The sequence below is a fragment of the Clostridium neonatale genome (assembly GCF_900465025.1).
GTDB lineage: Bacteria > Bacillota > Clostridia > Clostridiales > Clostridiaceae > Clostridium > Clostridium neonatale.
In genome coordinates this window covers 740,362-761,621 of record NZ_UICR01000002.1, presented here as the reverse complement: position 1 = coordinate 761,621, position 21,260 = coordinate 740,362, and the positions used below count along the sequence as shown (strand labels likewise).

Below are 21,260 nucleotides of genomic sequence, written 5' to 3'. Positions count from 1 at the left end.
AAGTGCCTTCTTATTTAAAAATGTGTTTGAGTAATTGCTTATTTTATAGTATTAAGGTTTATATTTTACGTATAAAGCGTGGCGAAGCCACTTTTTTATTTTACAAATTAAATTGTGAAAAAGTAAAAAAAATCATAAAAAGTTATTTTATCATATAAAAAGTAGTCTACAAAAAATGATGTAAGTAAATGTAAAAAGTTAAAGTTAAAAAATATTAATATGTTATTAGATTGTGACAAATTTTTAAGACAGATGAGTCTATAATGAATTCATATGATGGAGGAATAAAAATGGAAATATATATAGATGTTTTAATATTAGAAAATTTTATAGTAAATTTGTTTCTGCTATTATTAACTATGAAATTAATTCATCATAAATGTAAGACAAATATAATGATATTTTCAAGTTTTTTAGGAAGCATATATACAGTGGTATTACTGATTCCAGAATTGAAGATTTTTAGTTACTTCCCATTTCAAATAATTATGGCAATAATAATGGTTTGGATTACTTATGGAAAAACAAGTATCATTAATTTACTTAAGACTACTACAATATTTTTAATGGTTTCATTTACATTAAGTGGAATATGTTTTCTGTTTTCACTAAAAGAAAATATATATATATTAGGGGAGAAATTTAGTATTGCAAAGTATTCAATTAAATATGTGATTTTAAGTTTTATGATACTATTTATAGTTATTGATAGAATTAGTTACTATATTAAAGAACAAAATTTTGTAAATAATTACATATTTTCTGTAGAGTGTTATATAGAAAATAAAAACTATATATTTAAAGGATTTTTAGACACAGGAAATGAATTGAGAGAACCAATAACAAACTTACCTTGCATAATAGTTGAAGAAAGCTTGTTAGGTGATGTGAATTTCCAGGGAAATAATATATATCATATACCTTATAGAACAGTAAAATCAAATGGAATACTTGTAGGTATTAGAGTTAATAATGTAAATATAAAAGATCATGGATTAGAATTTAGAAAAATTGATGCAATAATATGTCCATGTAGTGATCAATTCAGCAAAAATAGTACATTTAATGCATTATTATCAAGAGGAATAGTATAGGAGGATTCAAAGTGGAAAAGATAATTGTATTATTAAATAAATTAATAAGTAAGTTAAAAGTATTTAGAAGAGGATTATATTATGTAGGCGGTAATGATGCACTTCCACCACCATTATCTAAGGATGAAGAGGAAGATTTAGTTAATAAATTAAATAGTGATGAAAGTATTAGAAGTATATTAATAGAAAGAAATTTAAGACTAGTAGTTTATATTGCAAGAAAATTTGAAAATACAGGTGTAAATGTAGAAGATTTAATATCAGTAGGAACAATTGGGCTCATTAAAGCAGTAAATACGTTTAATCCTGAAAAGAAAATAAAGCTTGCAACATATGCATCTAGATGTATAGAAAATGAAATTTTAATGTATTTAAGGAGAAATAGCAAAGTAAAAGCAGAAATATCATTTTATGAACCATTAAATATTGACTGGGATGGAAATGAATTATTGCTTTCAGATATATTAGGGACAGATAATGATACCGTATATAATTTAATAGAAGATGAGGTGGACAAGCAGCTTTTACTTATAGCACTAAAAAGCTTGAATGATAGAGAAAAAGAAATTGTAAGATTAAGATTTGGATTAAATGGAACAAGAGAAAAGACACAAAAAGAAGTTGCGGATATGCTTGGAATATCACAATCTTATATATCTAGATTAGAAAAGAAAATTATTAGAAGATTAAAAAAAGAAATAAGTAGAATGATTTAGGTTGTCTTTGAGTATAAAAGTATCTGCTATCGGAAATAATGATTAATGCAATACATATCATTACTTCCGAAAGGAGGAAAATTTTGTGATAATTAACAAGGTGGAAATATGCGGTGTTAATACAGCAAAACTTCCTATACTTAAAGAAAAAGAAAAAAAGCAATTGCTATTGCAAATGAAAGCAGGAGATAAAAATGCAAGAGAAACATTTATAAAGGGAAATTTAAGATTAGTACTTAGTGTAATTCAACGTTTTAATAATAGAGGGGAAAATATTGATGACTTATTTCAAGTAGGATGCATTGGTCTTATGAAATCAATAGATAATTTTGATTTATCACAGAATGTAAAATTTTCTACATATGCAGTACCTATGATTATAGGTGAAATCCGTAGATATTTAAGAGATAATAATTCAATTAGAGTTAGCAGGTCATTAAGGGATATAGCTTATAAAGCTTTAATAACAAGAGAAAAATTTATAAAAGATAATAACAAAGAACCAACGGTTTCTCAAATAGCAAAAGAGTTAGAATTGCCAAGAGAAGAAGTAGTATTTGCATTGGATGCAATTCAAGATCCAGTGTCTTTATTTGAACCTATATATCATGATGGCGGAGATGCAATTTATGTAATGGATCAAATAAGTGATACAAAAAATACTGATGAAAGCTGGCTTGAAAATATATCAATAAAGGAGGCTATGAAAAAATTAACAGATAGAGAAAAACTAATATTGAATTTAAGATTTTTTAATGGAAGAACTCAAATGGAGGTGGCCGAAGAAATTGGTATATCCCAAGCACAAGTTTCTAGGCTAGAAAAAACAGCATTAAAGCATATGAGAAAACATGTTTAATTACAAAAAGACGTTCAAAAGTATTTTGAACGTCTTTTAAATTTCGTAAACTTTATTAAAAATATGTATAGAAGCCAATAATAAATAAGAAAATGAATCATATATTTAATAATATAGATTAATTAAACTACATAAAAAATAAAAATTTATGGGGGAGATTTGATGGAGTTAGAATTACATTCAATCAATGGAATGAGAAATATGGAAGTTATAGATGTACTAACTGGAAGTAAACTTGGATTTATTAGAGATTTGAAAATAGACTGTGATACAAATAAAGTAATTTCTTTAATATTACCAGGAGAAGTTAAATCATGGTTTGGGAAGGATGAAGAAAAAGAAATACCGTGGAAAAATATAGTGAAAATAGGGACGGATGTTATACTGGTGAAATCACAAGGTGAAATAGATAATGATATAAATAATATATAGCAATATAAGAAGAATGACGTTATAATATATATAAGTAAAGTTGATGCACTAAAGTTAAGAGGTGATGTAAATGAAGTGTCCTTTTTGTTCTTTTGAAGAAAGTAAGGTGGTTGATTCTAGATCAACAGATGACAATACAACAATTCGAAGAAGAAGAGAATGTTTAAGATGTAATAAAAGATATACCACATATGAGAAAATAGAAGATTTTCCTATATTGGTAATAAAAAAAGACTTAACTAGAGAAAATTTTAATAAAGAAAAAATAATAAATGGCTTAATAATAGCTTGCCAAAAGCGTCCAATATCAAGAAAACAAATGGAAGATTTAGCAAATGACATAGAAAAAACAATTTCTAATAGCATGCTTACAGAAATTCCATCTAAGGATATTGGTGAAATGGTTATGAACAAATTAAAAGAGCTTGATGAAATATCTTATGTTAGATTTGCATCAGTTTACAGACAGTTTAAGGATATTAATACTTTTCTTGAAGAAATAAAAAACCTTACAACATAAAAAAAAATTGGGATATTGAGAAGTAAGCTTCAATATCCTTTTTATATATATAAAAATAATTAAAAATGATTTGTGTTATTAATAAGTTAAAAATTAGTTAAAAGATATACTAATTATTATATATAATGTTAATATTAATAATGTAAGGGTTAAGACTAGGAGGATATAGTTAAATGAACAAAGTTCTGTTAGATTCTCTTATAAAGAAAGAGGATTATTTGATTTTAGATAGTGATAAATTTCAAGTTGTGTTTACAAATGCAGAAAAAAATAGAAGCTTTAACAGAGCTACTGAGGAAGGAAAAAAGTATTTGAATTCTTTAAGTGGAGAATTTGATCTGGAAAAAGTTGTATATCTAAAACAAATACACAGTGATAAAATATTAGAGTACACTGGAAAAGATATAAATGACATGGAAGGTGATGCGGTAATAACTAACATAAAAAAAATAGCAGTAGGTATTTTTACAGCAGACTGCGTGCCAGTAATATTAGTAGATGAAGTGAGAAAAGTAGTAGCAGCTATACACAGTGGATGGAGAGGTACATTTGAATCAATAACCTTTAAGACCATAGAAAAAATGAAGAATGAATTTAAATGCAATGAAAAAAATATTAAAGCCTATATTGGATCTCATATTAGAAAATGTTGCTATGAAGTTTCTGAAGAACTTAAAGATAAATTTATAGAAAAAAAATATGATATTGATAAAAATAAATTATTTAATGGAAGAAATCTAAATTTAGAGTGCTGCGTTGAAGATGATCTAATAAAAAGTGGCGTAGATGAAAAAAACATATTTACTTTAGGAATATGTACTTATTGTAATGAAGATATTAAGTTATATTCATATAGAAAAAGTGAAGGAGCTTATGGAAGAATGTTTTCTTTTGTATTCCTAAAATAGGGGGGAAAAATATGTCTAAAGAAAAAATACTAATAGTTGATGATGAAGAACATATTGTTGAGTTATTAAAATTTAATTTACAAAGTGCAGGATATGAAGTGATGGAGGCTAATAATGGAATTGATGCATTAAAAATTGCAAACGAGAATAAGCCAAGTTTAATGCTTCTTGATTTAATGCTTCCAGGAATGGATGGTTTTGATGTTTGTAAAGAAATTAAGAGAAATAATGAAATGAAAAATACATCAATAATAATGCTTACTGCTAAAGGCGAAGAGTTAGATAAAATATTGGGATTGGAATTAGGGGCAGATGATTACATAACTAAGCCTTTTTCAGTGAGAGAATTATTGGCAAGAGTTAAAGCGGTTCTAAGAAGAACAAATACTTTTAGCGAAAGTGATAGTGAAATATATAAATCAAAGAGCTTAACTGTAAATTTTGAGCGCCATGAAGTAGTAGTAAATAATAATAAAGTGGACTTGAGTCTAAAAGAATTTGAGCTTCTTCAAATATTAATTAAAAATAAAGGAAAGATACTTAAAAGAGAGGTTTTATTAGACAAAATATGGGGGTATGAATATATAGGAGAAACAAGAACTGTTGATGTACACATAAGATACTTGAGAAAGAAAATAGAAGAGGATGATAAGAATCCAAGATTCATTGAGACTATTAGAGGAGTAGGGTATAGATTTAACCCAGAGGAATAATATGAGGAACAAAATACTAACATCTGTAATGGTAACTGTTTTATTTGCTATATTATTATTAACATCATCATTTATAACATTAATTAATTTAAGAGAAATAAATAATACAAAGCAAATACTTGTGAACGTAAACTATCTTATAAGTAAAAATGAGGATTTTGATAAGCATGATTTGAGCAAATTTAACGAAGTTAAAATCAATAATACTCCAATTAGAATTACTTTGGTTAATAAAAATGGAGACGTATTATATGATAATGAAATTAAAAGTAATGAAAATCATAAGGAAAGATTAGAGATAAAGAAAGCTTTTGAAGATGGAAGTGGATATCAGATAAGGTATAGTGAGACTTTAGATACTAAACTTATGTATTATGCAAGTAAAGTCAGTGATAATTTAGTATTAAGGACATCTATACCAATAAGTACTGTAAATATGTTTGAACAAGCTAATCTTAAATATTATTTATTTATAATTGCAGTTGTCATTGTATTTTCATTATTTTTATCATTTAGGTTGGTTAGAATAATTGTTGAGCCAATAAAAGAATTGGAATCAGTAACATCAAAGATGAGTCATGGTGATTATAAAATAAGGTCAAACATAAAAAGTAATGATGAACTTGGAACTTTAAGTAATACATTTAACAAAATGGCTGAACAGCTTCAAATCAAAATTAAAGAAGTGGTTGATAAGCAGAATAAAGTTGAATCTATATTAAATAGTGTAGAAAGTGGAATAATTGCAATAGATGAAGATAGCAATGTAATATTAATTAATCCATATGTTGGAACCTTACTTGGCATAAAGAAAAATATAGTTGGTGAATGTATATTTGATTATGTAAGTGATTATGATATAAAGTCATTTTTGAAGAACGAAGATAAAAATGAAGAGGAAATAAAAGTTCTTCATCCAATAGAAAGGGAAATAAAAATAAAAAAATCTGATATAATAAATGACTCTCAGAATATAGGAAGAGTAATTTTATTTCAAGATGTTACTGATATAAAAAGAGTTGCACTTATGAGAACGCAATTTGTAGCTAATGTTTCTCACGAATTAAAGACACCACTGACTTCAATTAAAGGCTTTGCAGAAACATTGAGGATAGTTAAAGATGATGAAACTAGAGAAAAATTTTTAGATATAATAAATAAAGAGGCTGAAAGATTAACACGCCTTATAAATGATATATTAGTATTATCTAATATTGAAAGTAATTTAGTCTCAGAAGTTGGGGAGTTTTCACCAGAAAACATAATTGAAGATGTCATAAATGTAATGAGAAAAATAGCTGTAAATAAAAATGTGGAAATTGAATATAATGATGAGAATTGTGAAAATATCTTAGGAGATAAGGATAAATTCCATCAATTGGTGCTAAACTTGATAGAAAATGCAGTTAAATATTCTAATGATAAAGGTAAAATAACAATAAATAGCTATAACGATGAACAATATTATTGTTTAGATATTATTGATGATGGAATTGGTATTCCGAAAGAAGATATACCAAGAATATTTGAAAGATTCTATAGGGTAGATAAGTCGCGTAAAAAGGGTGGTACAGGATTAGGCTTAGCTATAGTTAAACATATAGTTAAGATTTTTAACGGTCAGATAGATGTAGAAAGTGAGCTTGGGGTTGGGACTACATTTAAAATTAAAATACCATATCTTTAGAGTGAATAAAAACATATTTATTTGTAAAAAATACTTAGGAAATATATTTCTAAGTATTTTTTATTTAAATAGAAACTATTCATATATAGAACGTTATGTTAAATTTTATTAACATAACTGACTAATATCTTAACATTATTCTAATAATTTATTAACTTTCAAAGTTTATCATTAGTTTTGTAAAGGACAAAATAAATAGGTATATTAAATTGATGTTAAAACATATCGCTTACGGAGGAAAAATAATGAAAAAGAAATCTTTAAAATACATAGTTGGTACTTTACTTGTAGCTATGATTGGAATTGGAATGATAGGTTGTGGTGGTAATGGAAGTGCTGACACAAACAACGGTGAAGCTCAAGAAGGATTAAGTGGTACATTAACAATAAGTGGTTCATCTGCTTTATTACCATTAATGGAACAATCAATTGAAAAGTTTAATGAAAAATATTCAGAAGTCGAAATAAGTGCACAAGCAGGTGGATCAGGAACAGGACTTACTCAAGTACTTGAAGGTAGCGTTGATATAGGAAATTCAGATCTATTGGCAGAAGAAAAATTAGATACAGATAAAGCAAAAGAACTAGTTGATCATCAAGTAGTAGCACAAGGGTTTGGAGTTGTAGTTAGTAAAAGTCTTGGAATTACAAATTTAACTAAAGATCAAATTAAGGATATATTTTCAGGAAAAGTTACTAATTGGAGTGAAATTGGTGGACCTAATAAGGAAATATTTATAGTTCATAGAAAATCTGGTTCGGGTACAAGAGCTACTTTTGAAAGAACTATATTGGATGGTGATGCTTCACTTGAAAATGATTCAATTGGAGTTATGCAGGATTCTAACGGTGCGGTACTTACAGCTATGAGAGAAAATGAAGGAGCAATAAGTTATGTTGGCCTTGCATATATGAACAATGAAGAGGCTAAAGAAGCATTGGCAGTTGTTAGTATTGATGGAGTAAGTTCAGATAAAGCTAATATTTGTGATGGATCATATCCATTTTGGTCATATGGACATATGTATACAAAAGGGGAAGCAACAAGCCCAGCAAAAGAATTTATTGAATTTGTTTCAAGTAGTGAAAATAATGAAAGCTTAGAAAACTTAGGATTTATATCAGGATCAGAAATGAAAGTAAAATAGAAAAAAACATAAATAATTTTAAATTAGAGGATGAGTTAAGATGGAAAAAAGAAGTTTAAAGGAAAGGATTAAGAATGAGTATATAGGTCAGATTTTTGCAAACTTTTGTGGAATACTCATTATATTAATCACAGTAGCTATAATAATTTTTATAGGATCTAAAGGGATAAAAACATTTACGCAAAATCACTATAGCATATCAGAGTTTCTATTCACTAATAATTGGAAGCCTGGACAAGAAAATTCTCCTTCTTTTGGAGCTTTGGCTTTCATCTTAGGCTCAACATTGGTTAGTGTAGGCGCAGTTGTTATAAGCGCGCCTATTGCTATAGCTTTAGCCATATTTGTAAATGTAATATCAAAAGGAATAGGTAATAAATTAATAAAACCATCATTAGAGGTCTTAGTTGGAATACCATCTGTTGTATATGGATGGGTAGGAATTTCTGTTTTAGTTCCTTTTATAAAAAATAATGTTGGTGGTATGGGGTACTCGTTACTTGCAGGAGTATTAGTACTATCACTTATGATATTACCTACAATAGCAACATTATCAATAGATGCTATAAAGACTATACCTATGGATCACATTGAGGCATCATATGGCCTTGGTGCAACAAGATGGCAAACAATCTCAAGGGTTATTGTTCCAGGTGCAAAATCAGGAATACTTACAGGGGTAGTTCTTGGGATTGCTAGAGCTTTTGGAGAGGCATTAGCAGTACAAATGGTTATAGGAAACACAGTTAAGATACCTGATGGTATTCTTTCATCAATGTCAACTTTGACAAGTATAATAACTATGGACATGGCAAACACAGTAAGTGGAACAGCATGGAATGATGCATTATGGACATTAGCATTAATATTGTTAATAATATCATTCATTTTCATATTGATTGTGAGAAGAATTGAAAAAAGGAGTGCTGTCTAATGAATGCTAAAAAAGTAGATAAAATTGCAACATTTATACTTTATGCAATAAGTACGTTTATAGTGTTATTACTTGGTTTATTTATTGTATATATATTATATAAAGGTGGAAGCATGTTAAAGCCAAGCTTTTTGTTTGGAAAGCCTAAAATATCGGGAGCTGGTGGAGGAATAGGTCCACAGTTATTTAACTCATTTTATATGTTATTAATTTCTTTACTTATAACAGTACCAATTGGTATTGGAGCAGGTATATATTTATCAGAGTATGCTAAAGAAGGAAAAGTTCTTAATTTTATAAGAATGTGCCTTGAAACAATGTCTTCTCTACCTTCTATAGTTATTGGAATGTTCGGTATGCTTATTTTTGTAAATAAATTAGGGTGGGGATATTCAATCCTTGCAGGTGCTTTATCAGTTACAATATTAAACATACCTTCAATGACGAGAATATCAGAAAATGCAATTGCAACAGCAAGCAAAAGAGTTAAAGAAGCATCTTTAGGTCTTGGAGCTACGAAATGGCAGACTCTTGTTAAAATTACAGTACCAAGTGCCATGGGTGAAATTTTAACAGGTGTAATTTTAGCAGCAGGTAGAATTTTTGGAGAAGCAGCAGCATTTTTATATACGGCAGGTTTAAGCTCAAAAGCTTTAAACTTTAATACTATAAGTCTGGTTAATAGTAAATCAGCATTTTCATTATTTAGACCAGCAGAAACATTAGCAGTTCATATATGGAAGCTAAATTCGGAAGGTATTGTAGCAGATGCTACCCAAATAGCAAACGGAACAGCAGCGGTTCTTATAATATCAGTTCTTTTATTCAATATATTAGCTAAATTAATAGGAAAAAGAATTATGAAAAAGTACGGTGGACAATAAAAATAGAGTTAATTTATGTGGCGAAAGTAGGAGAGTTAATCATGAGCATTATTGAAACTAAAGATTTATGTTTATATTATGGAGAGAAGCAAGCATTAAAAGATATTAATATGAAAATAAATAAAAATGAAGTTACAGCACTAATTGGTCCTTCAGGATGTGGAAAATCGACTTATTTAAGAACAATAAATAGAATGAATGATTTAATTGAAAGTGTAAAAATTACAGGGGAAGTCTTATTTGAAGGAAAAGATATATATAAAGATTATGATGAAATACATTTAAGAAAAAGAATAGGTATGGTATTCCAAAGACCTAATCCATTTCCAATGTCTATTTATGATAATATTTCATATGGTCCAAGAATTCATGGTATAAAAAACAAAAAAGTACTTGATGAAATTGTAGAAAAAAGCTTAAAAGGTGCTGCACTTTGGGATGAGACTAAAGACAGATTAAAAGAAAGTGCCCTTGGAATGTCCGGTGGTCAACAACAAAGATTGTGTATTGCAAGAACTTTAGCAGTTTCTCCAGAAGTTATATTAATGGATGAACCAACTTCAGCACTAGATCCTATTTCAACATCAAAGATGGAAGATCTTATGGATGAACTAAAAAAGAATTATACAGTAATAATAGTAACTCATAATATGCAACAGGCAGGTAGAATAGCTGACAAAACAGCATTTTTCTTAAATGGAGAAGTTATAGAGTTTGGAAAAACAGAAGATATATTCTATAATCCAAGAGATAAAAGAACAGAGGATTATATAACAGGTAGATTTGGTTAAAAGGAAGGGTGTAAAATTATGACAAGAGGTTCACAACATATAAGGGTAAAAAATATTCATAGGGATTTATTATCAATGTCTAGTCTAGTTGAAAAACAAATATATGAAAGTATGATCTGCTTAAAAAAGTATGATTTAGAAAAAGCAGATATAATTATTGACAATGATGATGAAGTTGATAATATGCAAAAGGAAATAGAAGAAGAATGCATTAAGTTCATTGCAACTGAACAGCCACTTGCAAAGGATCTTAGAAGAGTTTTTGCAGCATCTAAAATAGTTACTGATTTAGAAAGAATGGCAGATCATGCAATTGACATATGTAAGATAACTAAAAAAATGGGAAAAAACTTAAGTGCTTTTAATGGAGATATAAATGAACTTTGGGATATGGAACAAAAAGTAAGAGAAATGATTAAAGCATCAGTAGAAGCTTATACAAATAATGATGTTAAAGCGGCATATAAAATTTGTGCAGAAGATGATAAAGTAGATGCATTTTACAAAAATTTATTTAATAAAATTATTAAAAAGATAAAGGTACATGAAGAGTTGGTTAATGATGGAGCACAAATGTTGTTTGTAATTAAGTATTTAGAGAGAATAGCAGATCATGTTACTAACATTTGCGAATGGACTATTTTTTCAAAAGATGGAGTTTATGTAGATTTAAATGAATAATTGAGAGACTTTGATTTCTACAATAAATATAGCTGAAAATTAGATAATATTTAATTTCAGCTTTTTTTATACGGCGAATTGTCAAGCTAAGTATTACGCTTAGCTTGATTGTTGTTAAACGCCTCTAAAGGACAGGAAAAAAATATTTTCTTTTGATATAGATAGAAAGGTTTTGTTCATTATTGATGATATAGGTTTAAAAGAATAGAGGCTATAGCCATACATACTACCAAGTTTGGTATAAAATGAATTTCTAGTAACAGTTCCTTTAACAATATCATTGTCAACAAGGCACATACTAAGTAATTTAGTATTTTTTTTAAACTCTTCATCTACTTTACTAACCAAAATGTTAGAGGTTATTGTTTTAGATGGAGTTGAAAGAGTAGTTATAGTATATGATGGTCTATTACTGTTGATTATATTGAAATTAATTATTTTTTTATATATCTCATCCTTTAGGGGAAATAGTTTCTCAGCAGGTTTTTGCAAATAATATCCTTGGCCATAATGAACATCTAAATCTATTAATTTTTGAAGTTCATGTTCACTTTCAATACCTTCAGCAATTATATAAGATCCTATTGAATTGGCAAGCTGGCACATACTTTTTACAATGGCTTGTTTAATTTCATCTTTATGAATATTGCGTATAAGCTGCATATCAAGTTTTATAAATTCAGGCTTGATCACAGAAATTCTGTTTAATGATGAATGCTCAGAACCTAAATCATCAATAGCTATTTTATAATGTTTGCATTTATAGTATTCAATATTCTGCTTAAAAATATCATCAGAATATATATTTTCTTGCTCTGTAACTTCTAAGATGATATCTCCTAGACCTATTGAATTTTCTTTTGAAAAATTTATAACTAATTCATTAAATAATTCTTTTTTGTGTAAAAATAATGGACTTATATTTATGAATAATTTTTCTTTTATTTCATTTTTTGATGAATTTTCTAAAGCTTTTTTATAAACAGACTTTCAAGTTGAATTATTTTATCGTATTTAATAGCTGAGTTAATTAGTTCTTGAGGACTCATTAAATTTGATATATCTCTGATTAATACTTCATACCCAAGTATGCTAGCGTCTTTTAAAGAAATAATGGGTTGAAAAAATGAATATATATTTGCTTTAGTTAATAACTTCTGAAGGTTTTTATATAAAGTTATATCTGATACATTTTCCAAATAAAATCACAACCTTTAAAATTATTATAAGTAATGGTAATAATATAATATTAGATCATTGATATTAAAATTATAGGTATGTTTTGTAAATTTTAAGTAAAGCAATTCTATAACAATTGAAACTTAATTGAATAACAAAAATATCTATTACCAATAATAAAAATATTAAGTTTACATAAACACTTTTATTGACTTAAACAAAGTAATCATGTAATATAACAAGGATAGATAGTATGTTATAATAAGGAGAGAAATTATGAAAAGTATTATAACAAACATAACTCCAGGCAGTATTGCTGAAGAAGTTGGAATTGAAAAAAATGATTCGCTTATTTCTATTAACGGTAAAGAAGTTAAAGATATTATAGACTATAAATTTTTGTCTGAAGATGAAGAATTAGTGCTTGAAATAGAGAAGGCTGATAGCGGAGAAATCTGGGAAATAGAAATAGAAAAAGATTATGAAGAAGATCTAGGAATAGAATTTGGTGGAGGTCTTATAGATAAAGCAAAGAGATGTAGCAATAAATGCATTTTTTGTTTTATAGATCAGTTACCTAAAGGTATGAGAAATAGTCTTTACTTCAAAGATGATGATTCGAGATTATCTTTTCTTCAAGGAAATTTTGTTACATTAACAAACATGAAGGAAGAAGATATTGATAGAATTATAAATTATCATATAAGTCCTATAAATGTTTCAGTACATACAACAAACCCAGAACTTAGAGTTAAGATGCTTAATAATAGATTTGCAGGAAACATTATGGAACGATTAAAAAGGCTTGCAGAAGCAGGAATACAGCTTAATGCCCAGATAGTAAGCATTCCTGATATAAACAACGGAGATGAACTTTTAAGAACAATTGAGGATTTGTATGAATTATATCCACAAGTGGATAGTGTAGCTGTAGTTCCAATTGGAGTTACAAAATATAGAGAAAATTTAACGCATGTAAGAACCTATACTAAAGAAGGGGCTAGAGCGGAAATTGAAAGAGTTGAAAAACTACAAAAACGTTATTATGAAGAAGCTAGAAGTCCATTTGTTAGATTATCAGATGAGTTTTATCTTGTGGCAGAAAAGCCAATTCCAGAAGCAGAATTCTATGAGAATTATCATCAAATAGAAGATGGTGTTGGAATGGTAAGATGCTTTAGAGATGCTATAGATTATACATTGGGTGATCTAGACACAAATATGAAAGGCAGTTTTTCTATTGTTACAGGAGCTTTAGCATATCCAGAACTTTTACAAGCAAGTAAAAAGATTAAGGAAAAGAATCCTAATGTGCAATTAGATGTATATAAGATAGATAATAATTATTTTGGTAAAACAATAACAGTGGCAGGATTATTAACAGGAACAGATATAATTGACCAAATGAAGGGCGTTATAAAAAGTAAATATCTTATAATGTCAGATAATATGTTTAGAAAAGGATATGAACTTGCTGATTCAACGGAGCAGATAATGTTAGACGATATTAAAATAAAAGATATTGAAAAAGCATTGGATGTTAAAGTTATAGTGGTAGATTTTACAGGTGAAGACTTAATAGAAAAACTTAACGAATATAAAGAGGAGGAAATTTAAAATGGCGAAACCGATAGTTGCTATGGTTGGTAGACCGAATGTTGGAAAGTCAACTTTATTTAATAGATTAGCAGGAAAGAGAATATCTATAGTAGAGGATACACCTGGTGTTACAAGAGATAGAGTTTATGCAGAAGCAGAATGGCTTACTTATAATTTTACAATGATTGACACTGGTGGTATTGAGCCAGAAAGAAATGATATAATAGTGCAACAAATGAGAAGGCAGGCTAATATAGCAATAGAGACTGCTGATGTTATTGTATTTATAGTTGATGGTAAAGAAGGCTTAACGGCTGCAGATCATGAAGTGGCAAATATGCTTAGAAAAAGCAAAAAGCCAGTAGTTTTAGTAGTTAACAAAGTTGACTCTTTAAAAGAAGAAGATAATGCATATGAATTTTATAATTTGGGAATTGGTGATCCTATAACAATTTCAGCATCACAAGGATTAGGACTTGGAGATATGCTTGATCGTATAGTTGAAAACTTTGATAAATCAATTTACGAAGAAGAGGAAGATGAATACATAAGAATAGCTATGATTGGTAAACCTAATGTAGGAAAATCTTCATTGATTAATAGACTTCTTGGAGAAGATAGGGTAATTGTTTCTGATATTCCAGGGACAACTAGAGATGCTATAGATAGTTATCTGGAAACTGAAGAAGGTAAATTTATACTAATAGATACTGCAGGACTTAGAAGAAAATCTAAAGTAAAAGAAGAAATTGAAAGATATAGTGTTGTTAGAACCTATGCTGCAATTGAAAGAGCTGATGTGTGCATACTTATGATAGATGCAACTGAGGGAATAACAGAGCAAGATGAAAGAATAATAGGTTATGCTCATGAAATGAGAAAAGCTATTATGGTAATCGTAAATAAATGGGATCTTGTTGAAAAAGATGATAAGACTTTAGATAAATTTAAAAAAGAGTTACAAAGTAAATTAAAATTCTTAAGCTATGCAGAATATTTATTTATTTCAGCATTAACAGGTCAAAGAACACAAAAGGTTTTAGAAAAAGCAAAATACTGTTATGATAATTATAATAAGAGGGTTGCAACAGGTATATTAAATGATGTTATAAGTAAAGCAATACTTATGAAAGAACCACCGGTAGTTGGACTTAAGAGAATGAAAATTTATTATGCAACTCAAGTTGCAACAAAGCCACCAAAATTTATTTTCTTTGTAAATGATGCAGAAGCAAGACATTTCTCATATGAAAGATATTTAGAAAATCAATTAAGAGAAAGTTTTGATTTTAAAGGAACAGGTATTCAAATAGAATATAGGCAAAGAAAGGAATAATAAAAATGAGTAAAGTTACTTTTTTAGGTGGAGGAAGTTTTGGAACTGCCTTAGCTGTGTTACTTGCAGAAAAAGATAATTGCGTAAGCATTTATGATAGAGACATAGATGTAGTGAACGAAATTAATAATAAAAGAACAAATGAAAAGTACCTTAAAGATTTAAAAATTCCACAAGGAGTAACTGCTTTTAATAATATAGATGATGCAATTAAAGATGCAGAATATATAGTTTTATCAGTTCCTTCACATGTAATAAGACTTATGTGTAAGCAGATAAAAGGAAAGATTCAAAGTGATATTCCTGTTATATCAATAGCTAAAGGAATTGAGGAAGGAACTGATAAAAGACTTTCAGTTGTAATGGAAGAAGAATTAAATAATCCTATAGTAGTATTATCAGGGCCAAGTCATGCAGAAGAAGTGGCAATGAAAATACCAACAACAGTTGTAACATCATCTAAAGATATGAGATGTGCTATGGATATCCAAGATTTATTTATGACTAATTATTTCAGGGTATATACTAATGATGATTTAATTGGTGTTGAAATTGGTGGAGCTGTGAAGAATATTATAGCACTTGCAGCGGGGATAGTTGATGGTCTTGGGTATGGAGATAATACAAAAGCTGCACTTATAACTAGAGGAATGAAGGAAATAACAAGAGTTGGAATGGTCCTTGGTGGAAGGATAGAAACATTTTATGGACTTACAGGAATGGGAGATTTAATAGTTACATGTACATCAATGCATTCTAGAAATAGAAGAGCTGGACTTTTAATAGGAAAAGGAATGAATGTAGATGATGCTATTAAAGAGGTTGGAATGGTTGTTGAAGGTGTAAGTGCATGTAAGGCTTTCTTTGAACTGAAAGAAAGGTTAGGCATTTCAATGCCTATAACTGATGGACTATACAGAGGATTATTTGAAAATAAAACTCCAGAAGTTATAGTGAATGAGTTGATGAGTAGAGACAAGAAAAGTGAATTGTTTTAATTAAAAGATTATAATCTTAAGATTATGCTGAAGTGATTATTTTAGTTTAATCTTAAGATTTTTTTGATAAAATAATTGATTGTTTATAAAAAATAATTAGTACTTTATGTTTGTTTATTAAAAATTTATATTTTTATTATAAAATATTTATGAATTAATAGAGAAGGAATAGTGATTGTGATGAAGATTAAAGTATCAATAATCGTACCGGTATATAATAACGAAAAGTATTTACGTAGATGTTTAGAATCTCTTGTTAATCAAACTTTAAAGGATATTGAAATAATATTAATTAATGATTGTTCTACAGATAAAAGTATAGATATTTTAAACGGATATGAGGAAAAATATTCAGAGAAAATAACTTTGATAAATCTTAATGAAAATAAACGCCCAGGTGGTGCACGAAATAGAGGAATTGAGGCTGCAAAAGGTGAATATTTAGGGTTTGTTGATAGTGATGATTATGTGGAAAAAGATATGTATGAGCAGTTATATAACTTAGCTAGTAGCGGAAATTATGATATGGTAGATTGCGGCTTTTATAATGGGAGTGCTAAAAAGAATGCATTAACAACAATTGAAAAAACATGGGGAGAGTTAAATTTAGAAAAAAGAAGACATCTTGTTGCTTATCCAGGATTTTTGTGGAGTAAAATTATAAGAAGAAGCATAATAGTTGATAATAATATTAAATTTAGAGAAAAGGTAACTTTTGAAGATATAGATTTTCTTCCGGTTGCAATGTTGTATTTGAAAAAAGTTTATGCAACAGATCTTGTTTTGTATTACTACTCAAATAATCTTGAATCAATTACAAGTAATGGTGATGAGAATATTCAAATAGAAGATAAAATGAATGCACTACGATGTTTGGTTAAGAAGTTTAAAGAACATAATGCATATGAAGATTATAAGGAAGAAATTACATTTCATATTTATCTCATATATATTTATATGCTTCAATATTGTACATTATATTTAGATGAAGGGGCAGTTAATTATGATATATATAAGGTGCTTCAAAAATTTTTCTTTGAATTAGTGGATTATGACTATCATAATAATAAATATATTTCTACTTTGGATAAGAAAAAAATAATGTATGCAGAAATTAATAACTTAGATTACAAAATGATTTTGGATACATGTAAAGCAAATGGTTAGTATGTATTGAATTGTATGATAACTCACATTGTTAATAATTTATGCTATTGCATTATTATACATTGATGTATAATAATAAAGTATATAGTAAATAAATATGTGAGGAGGAATAAACGGTGTTTAAACTTAGAAGGTTTCTTAGACCATATATGAAGGAAACGGTAATAGGTTCTGGAGCTAAATTATTTGAAGCAATTCTTGAACTTCTATTACCAATTTTTATGGGGAAAATAATAGATATAGGAATTATGAATAATGATATATCTTATGTAATAAAGATGGTAGTTTGTATGTTCATAATAATAAGTGTAGGACTAGCATCAGCTTCTTTATGTCAATATTATGCTTCTTATACATGTCAAAGTGTAGGAAATGACATTAGAAAAGGCTTATTAAGAAAAATATCATTATTTTCATATTCAGATATAGATAGGTTTGGAAATTCAACACTTATTAATAGAATTACAAATGATGTGAATCAAGTTGTATTAGCTGTAGCTATGTTAATTAGACTTGTAAGTAGAGCTCCATTTCTATGTGTTGGTGCATTAATAATGTCAATATATATAGACCCTAAAATGTCTTTAATTTTTGCAATCTTAATTCCTGTATTTATATTAGTAATAGCAATAATAATGAAAAGAACAGTTCCGCTATATAAAGCTGCTCAAACTAAAATGGATGAACTGGGACATGTACTTAGAGAAAATTTAAGTGGTGTTCGTGTAATTAGAGCATTTGCAAGGCATGAAAATGAGAAACTACGTATTGAAGAAACAACTGAGAATGTGTCAAAAGCATACATAAGAGTAACAAATTTATCTGCATTAATGAATCCACTAACTTCATTTATAATGAATATGGGGATAATAGCTTTATTTCATTTTGGAGCAATTAATGTAAATATAGGTACATTAACTCAAGGAGATATTGTAGTATTAATTAATTACATAACACAGGTTTTATTGGCTTTAATAGTTGTTGCTAATTTACTTGTTACATTTACGAAAGCATCAGCATCAGCATCTAGAATAAGTGAGATTTTAGAATATTCCGCAAGTATAAAAGATGAACTTAATGTAGATGAAACTAACATGAAAACATTAGTAAAAAATAAAGAAATTATAACTTTTGAAAATGTATCATTTAAATATAATGAAGAAGAAGCATTGTCTAATTTATCTTTTTCAATTTATAATGGAGAAGTTTTCGGAATAATTGGAACAACAGGTAGTGGAAAATCCACAGTAGCTAATTTAATACCAAGATTTTATGATGTAACAAAAGGCGCTGTGCTTTTGGGTGGAAAAGATGTAAGAAAACTTTCTCAAAGTTTTTTACATGAACAAATTGGTATAGTACCTCAAAAATCTGTTTTATTTACAGGAACTATAGCTGATAATATTAAATGGGGAAAAGAGGATGCAACTAGGGACGAAATAGTTGAAGCTTTAAAGAATGCACAAGCTTATGAATTTGTAAGTAAAATGGAAAAGGGTATAGATTCACATATATATGAAGGTGGAAAAAACTTTTCTGGAGGACAGAAACAGAGATTAACAATAGCTAGGGCTTTGGTAAAAAAACCTTCAGTAATTATTTTAGATGATAGTCTAAGCGCATTAGATTATGAAACGGATAAGAAGCTTAGAAAATCTTTAGTTGAGAATTTGAAAGATACCACTAAGATAATAATTTCTCAAAGAATAAGTTCAATTATTTCAGCTGATAAGATATTAGTTTTAGATGATGGAAGATGTGTTGGACTTGGAACACATGAAGAATTATTAGATAGATGTGACACCTATAGAGAAATATATAAATCTCAGGTTAAATAAAGGAGAGCTGAGTTATGAATAGTTTTAAACGAGTTTTAACATATATGAAACCATATAATTTTCAAATTGTATTAGCTGTATTGTGTGCCTTTATGAGTAATATAGGAATTGTTGTTGCAACATATTTAAATGGAGTAGCAGTTGATAATATTGGGGGAATAAATAATGTAAACTTTAAGAACCTAGAAAGAATATTGATTGGCCTTGGATTTATATATATGCTTTCTTCAATATTTCAATGGTTTATATCACGATACGCCAATAAGGTTTCATATTTAATAGTAAGAGATATGAGAAGAGATACATTTAAAAGTTTGAATAAACAGCCATTATCATATTATGATCATCATCCACATGGTGATATTATAAGCCGTTTTACAAATGATTTGGACAATGTTAGTGATGCTTTAGCTGTCTCAATTACTAATGTATTTTCAGGGATAGTAACAGTTATTACTGCACTTATATGTATGTTATATTTAAATGTTAAAATCACACTAGGGATATTGGTAGTTACACCAATATGTTTTTTTATTGCTGCTACTATAAGTAGATTTAGCCAAAGCTCATTTTCTAAGCAACAGCAATCAGTTGGTGAATTGTCTTCTTTTGTTGCAGAAATAGTTGGTAATCAAAAGATAGTAAAAGCTTTTGATAGGGAGAAGGCTTCCATAAGAGAATTTGATTGTATTTCAGATAACTTGTGCAAAACGGCTACTAAAGCAATGTTTGCGTCTGCAATGATAAATCCAAGTACAAGATTTATTAATAATATTTCCTATATAGCCGTTGGTTTAGTAGGAGGTATCTTAGCTATAACAGAAGGAGTATCCGTTGGAATAATTTCAAGCTTTTTGATATATTCAGCTCAATTTGCAAAGCCTTTTAATGAAATATCAGGGATAACAGCTCAGATACAAACTGCATTTGCATCACTAGAACGTATTTTTAATATTATAGATGAAAAAACAGAAGAACCAGATAAGGTTAACGCGTTAGAATTAACTGAATGTAAAGGGAATATAACAATCGATAATATGTATTTTTCTTATGATAAGAATATTTCATTAATTGAAGAGTTTTCTATTGAAGTAAAATGTGGAGAAACAATTGCTATTGTAGGTCCTACCGGGTGTGGAAAAACGACATTAGTGAATTTATTAATGCGTTTTTATGATATAGATAAGGGTGCAATATATATTGATGGCAATAATATAAATGATATCACCAGGGATAGTCTTAGAAAAAATTTTGGAATGGTTCTTCAAGAGCCATGGCTTTTTAATAGCACTGTAAAAGAAAATATAGCTTATGGAAAGCCAGATGCTACTGATGAGGAAATAATTAATGCGGCAACATCAGCATATGCACATTCTTTTATTAAAAGATTAAAAAATGGATATGATACAATAATAAATGATGAAGATCTATCAGCTGGACAAAGGCAGTTGTTAACTATAGCAAGAGTAATGCTTGCAGAACCTAAAGTTTTAATTTTAGATGAAGCAACAAGTTCTATTGATACACTAACAGAAGTTAGAATTCAAAAAGCATTTTTGAAGCTTATGGAAGGAAGAACAAGTTTTGTGATTGCCCATAGACTCTCAACAATCATAAATGCTGATAAAATTCTGGTTATGAATAAAGGCAAGATAGTAGAACAGGGAAAACATGAAGAATTATTAAAGAAGCATGGGTTTTATTATGAACTATATAACAGCCAATTCGCATATTAAAAAATTTTAAATTAACCTACAGAAATATTCAAGCATATTT

Annotated in this window: 20 protein-coding genes; 19 read left to right on the top strand and 1 reads right to left on the bottom strand. The window is 28.2% G+C overall.

Going from position 1 to position 21,260, the window contains the following annotated elements; all coding sequences use genetic code 11:
* Positions 1-290 precede the first annotated feature (290 nt).
* The 13 genes from CNEONATNEC86_RS15085 to phoU all read left to right on the top strand — a co-directional run bounded on the left by CNEONATNEC86_RS15085 (position 291) and on the right by phoU (position 11,367).
* Positions 291-1,094 carry a sigma-E processing peptidase SpoIIGA gene (locus CNEONATNEC86_RS15085; protein WP_125148762.1) on the top strand — a complete coding sequence of 268 codons (804 nt, stop codon included), beginning with the start codon at positions 291-293 and terminating at the stop codon, positions 1,092-1,094.
* 11 nt (positions 1,095-1,105) lie between these two features.
* A complete protein-coding gene (sigE, locus tag CNEONATNEC86_RS15080) occupies positions 1,106-1,810 on the top strand; it encodes an RNA polymerase sporulation sigma factor SigE (RefSeq protein WP_058296008.1) in 705 nt (234 codons plus the stop codon).
* A gap of 85 nt (positions 1,811-1,895) precedes the next feature.
* The gene (gene sigG, locus CNEONATNEC86_RS15075) at positions 1,896-2,669 is read left to right on the top strand and encodes an RNA polymerase sporulation sigma factor SigG (protein ID WP_058296007.1); all 774 of its coding nucleotides are present in this window, start codon (positions 1,896-1,898) and stop codon (positions 2,667-2,669) included.
* A gap of 162 nt (positions 2,670-2,831) precedes the next feature.
* On the top strand, positions 2,832-3,101 hold the full coding sequence (locus tag CNEONATNEC86_RS15070) for a YlmC/YmxH family sporulation protein (protein ID WP_125148761.1): 270 nt from the start codon (positions 2,832-2,834) through the stop codon (positions 3,099-3,101).
* Between the two features lie 70 nt (positions 3,102-3,171).
* On the top strand, positions 3,172-3,621 hold the full coding sequence (gene nrdR / locus CNEONATNEC86_RS15065; RefSeq protein ID WP_058296005.1) for a transcriptional regulator NrdR: 450 nt from the start codon (positions 3,172-3,174) through the stop codon (positions 3,619-3,621).
* Between the two features lie 173 nt (positions 3,622-3,794).
* Positions 3,795-4,529 (top strand): peptidoglycan editing factor PgeF, encoded by a 735-nt coding sequence (gene pgeF, locus CNEONATNEC86_RS15060; RefSeq protein WP_058296004.1) that lies wholly within the window; start codon positions 3,795-3,797, stop codon positions 4,527-4,529.
* 11 nt (positions 4,530-4,540) lie between these two features.
* Complete coding sequence (locus CNEONATNEC86_RS15055) at positions 4,541-5,242, top strand: response regulator transcription factor (protein ID WP_058296003.1); 702 nt, start codon at positions 4,541-4,543, stop codon at positions 5,240-5,242.
* Position 5,243: 1 nt separating this feature from the next.
* Positions 5,244-6,929: a sensor histidine kinase gene (locus tag CNEONATNEC86_RS15050; protein WP_159116615.1), complete on the top strand. Its 1,686-nt coding sequence runs from the start codon at positions 5,244-5,246 to the stop codon at positions 6,927-6,929.
* 245 nt (positions 6,930-7,174) lie between these two features.
* Complete coding sequence (locus CNEONATNEC86_RS15045; protein ID WP_159136322.1) at positions 7,175-8,077, top strand: phosphate ABC transporter substrate-binding protein; 903 nt, start codon at positions 7,175-7,177, stop codon at positions 8,075-8,077.
* A 40-nt stretch (positions 8,078-8,117) separates the two neighbouring features.
* Entirely contained in the window at positions 8,118-9,011 is an 894-nt protein-coding gene (gene pstC / locus CNEONATNEC86_RS15040; protein ID WP_058296000.1) for a phosphate ABC transporter permease subunit PstC, read from the top strand.
* Positions 9,011-9,895 (top strand): phosphate ABC transporter permease PstA, encoded by an 885-nt coding sequence (gene pstA / locus CNEONATNEC86_RS15035; protein WP_058295999.1) that lies wholly within the window; start codon positions 9,011-9,013, stop codon positions 9,893-9,895. Before pstC ends, pstA begins: the two co-directional genes overlap by 1 nt.
* 41 nt (positions 9,896-9,936) lie before the next feature.
* Positions 9,937-10,686, top strand: coding sequence for a phosphate ABC transporter ATP-binding protein PstB (pstB, locus tag CNEONATNEC86_RS15030; protein WP_058295998.1), 750 nt, complete (start codon positions 9,937-9,939; stop codon positions 10,684-10,686).
* A gap of 18 nt (positions 10,687-10,704) precedes the next feature.
* Positions 10,705-11,367 (top strand): phosphate signaling complex protein PhoU, encoded by a 663-nt coding sequence (gene phoU / locus CNEONATNEC86_RS15025; RefSeq protein WP_058295997.1) that lies wholly within the window; start codon positions 10,705-10,707, stop codon positions 11,365-11,367.
* Between the two features lie 114 nt (positions 11,368-11,481).
* Here the strand turns inward: phoU and CNEONATNEC86_RS15020 are convergent, their stop codons facing one another.
* Positions 11,482-12,312: an EAL domain-containing protein gene (locus tag CNEONATNEC86_RS15020; RefSeq protein ID WP_159136592.1), complete on the bottom strand. Its 831-nt coding sequence runs from the start codon at positions 12,310-12,312 to the stop codon at positions 11,482-11,484.
* A gap of 510 nt (positions 12,313-12,822) precedes the next feature.
* Here CNEONATNEC86_RS15020 and CNEONATNEC86_RS15010 point away from each other — a divergent pair.
* The 6 genes from CNEONATNEC86_RS15010 to CNEONATNEC86_RS14985 all read left to right on the top strand — a co-directional run bounded on the left by CNEONATNEC86_RS15010 (position 12,823) and on the right by CNEONATNEC86_RS14985 (position 21,220).
* Complete coding sequence (locus tag CNEONATNEC86_RS15010; protein ID WP_159136320.1) at positions 12,823-14,163, top strand: DUF512 domain-containing protein; 1,341 nt, start codon at positions 12,823-12,825, stop codon at positions 14,161-14,163.
* 1 nt (position 14,164) lies between these two features.
* Positions 14,165-15,481 (top strand): ribosome biogenesis GTPase Der, encoded by a 1,317-nt coding sequence (der, locus tag CNEONATNEC86_RS15005; RefSeq protein WP_058295995.1) that lies wholly within the window; start codon positions 14,165-14,167, stop codon positions 15,479-15,481.
* Positions 15,482-15,486: 5 nt separating this feature from the next.
* The gene (locus tag CNEONATNEC86_RS15000) at positions 15,487-16,479 is read left to right on the top strand and encodes an NAD(P)H-dependent glycerol-3-phosphate dehydrogenase (RefSeq protein WP_058295994.1); all 993 of its coding nucleotides are present in this window, start codon (positions 15,487-15,489) and stop codon (positions 16,477-16,479) included.
* A 180-nt stretch (positions 16,480-16,659) separates the two neighbouring features.
* The gene (locus CNEONATNEC86_RS14995; RefSeq protein WP_159136591.1) at positions 16,660-17,646 is read left to right on the top strand and encodes a glycosyltransferase family 2 protein; all 987 of its coding nucleotides are present in this window, start codon (positions 16,660-16,662) and stop codon (positions 17,644-17,646) included.
* A gap of 149 nt (positions 17,647-17,795) precedes the next feature.
* On the top strand, positions 17,796-19,484 hold the full coding sequence (locus tag CNEONATNEC86_RS14990; protein WP_083498940.1) for an ABC transporter ATP-binding protein: 1,689 nt from the start codon (positions 17,796-17,798) through the stop codon (positions 19,482-19,484).
* Positions 19,485-19,498: 14 nt separating this feature from the next.
* Positions 19,499-21,220, top strand: coding sequence for an ABC transporter ATP-binding protein (locus CNEONATNEC86_RS14985; protein WP_058295991.1), 1,722 nt, complete (start codon positions 19,499-19,501; stop codon positions 21,218-21,220).
* The last annotated feature ends 40 nt before the right edge of the window (positions 21,221-21,260 follow it).

What these genes read in the sequence shown, in the direction of transcription:
- CNEONATNEC86_RS15045 (WP_159136322.1), top strand. Translation starts at nt 7,175, where the DNA reads ATGAAAAAGAAATCTTTAAAATACATAGTTGGTACTTTACTTGTAGCT.
- nrdR (WP_058296005.1), top strand. Translation starts at nt 3,172, where the DNA reads ATGAAGTGTCCTTTTTGTTCTTTTGAAGAAAGTAAGGTGGTTGATTCT.
- CNEONATNEC86_RS15085 (WP_125148762.1), top strand. Translation starts at nt 291, where the DNA reads ATGGAAATATATATAGATGTTTTAATATTAGAAAATTTTATAGTAAAT.
- pstB (WP_058295998.1), top strand. Translation starts at nt 9,937, where the DNA reads ATGAGCATTATTGAAACTAAAGATTTATGTTTATATTATGGAGAGAAG.
- CNEONATNEC86_RS15000 (WP_058295994.1), top strand. Translation starts at nt 15,487, where the DNA reads ATGAGTAAAGTTACTTTTTTAGGTGGAGGAAGTTTTGGAACTGCCTTA.
- CNEONATNEC86_RS14985 (WP_058295991.1), top strand. Translation starts at nt 19,499, where the DNA reads ATGAATAGTTTTAAACGAGTTTTAACATATATGAAACCATATAATTTT.
- pstC (WP_058296000.1), top strand. Translation starts at nt 8,118, where the DNA reads ATGGAAAAAAGAAGTTTAAAGGAAAGGATTAAGAATGAGTATATAGGT.
- CNEONATNEC86_RS15055 (WP_058296003.1), top strand. Translation starts at nt 4,541, where the DNA reads ATGTCTAAAGAAAAAATACTAATAGTTGATGATGAAGAACATATTGTT.
- pgeF (WP_058296004.1), top strand. Translation starts at nt 3,795, where the DNA reads ATGAACAAAGTTCTGTTAGATTCTCTTATAAAGAAAGAGGATTATTTG.
- CNEONATNEC86_RS14995 (WP_159136591.1), top strand. Translation starts at nt 16,660, where the DNA reads ATGAAGATTAAAGTATCAATAATCGTACCGGTATATAATAACGAAAAG.
- CNEONATNEC86_RS15010 (WP_159136320.1), top strand. Translation starts at nt 12,823, where the DNA reads ATGAAAAGTATTATAACAAACATAACTCCAGGCAGTATTGCTGAAGAA.
- der (WP_058295995.1), top strand. Translation starts at nt 14,165, where the DNA reads ATGGCGAAACCGATAGTTGCTATGGTTGGTAGACCGAATGTTGGAAAG.
- pstA (WP_058295999.1), top strand. Translation starts at nt 9,011, where the DNA reads ATGAATGCTAAAAAAGTAGATAAAATTGCAACATTTATACTTTATGCA.
- CNEONATNEC86_RS15050 (WP_159116615.1), top strand. Translation starts at nt 5,244, where the DNA reads ATGAGGAACAAAATACTAACATCTGTAATGGTAACTGTTTTATTTGCT.
- CNEONATNEC86_RS15070 (WP_125148761.1), top strand. Translation starts at nt 2,832, where the DNA reads ATGGAGTTAGAATTACATTCAATCAATGGAATGAGAAATATGGAAGTT.
- CNEONATNEC86_RS14990 (WP_083498940.1), top strand. Translation starts at nt 17,796, where the DNA reads ATGAAGGAAACGGTAATAGGTTCTGGAGCTAAATTATTTGAAGCAATT.
- phoU (WP_058295997.1), top strand. Translation starts at nt 10,705, where the DNA reads ATGACAAGAGGTTCACAACATATAAGGGTAAAAAATATTCATAGGGAT.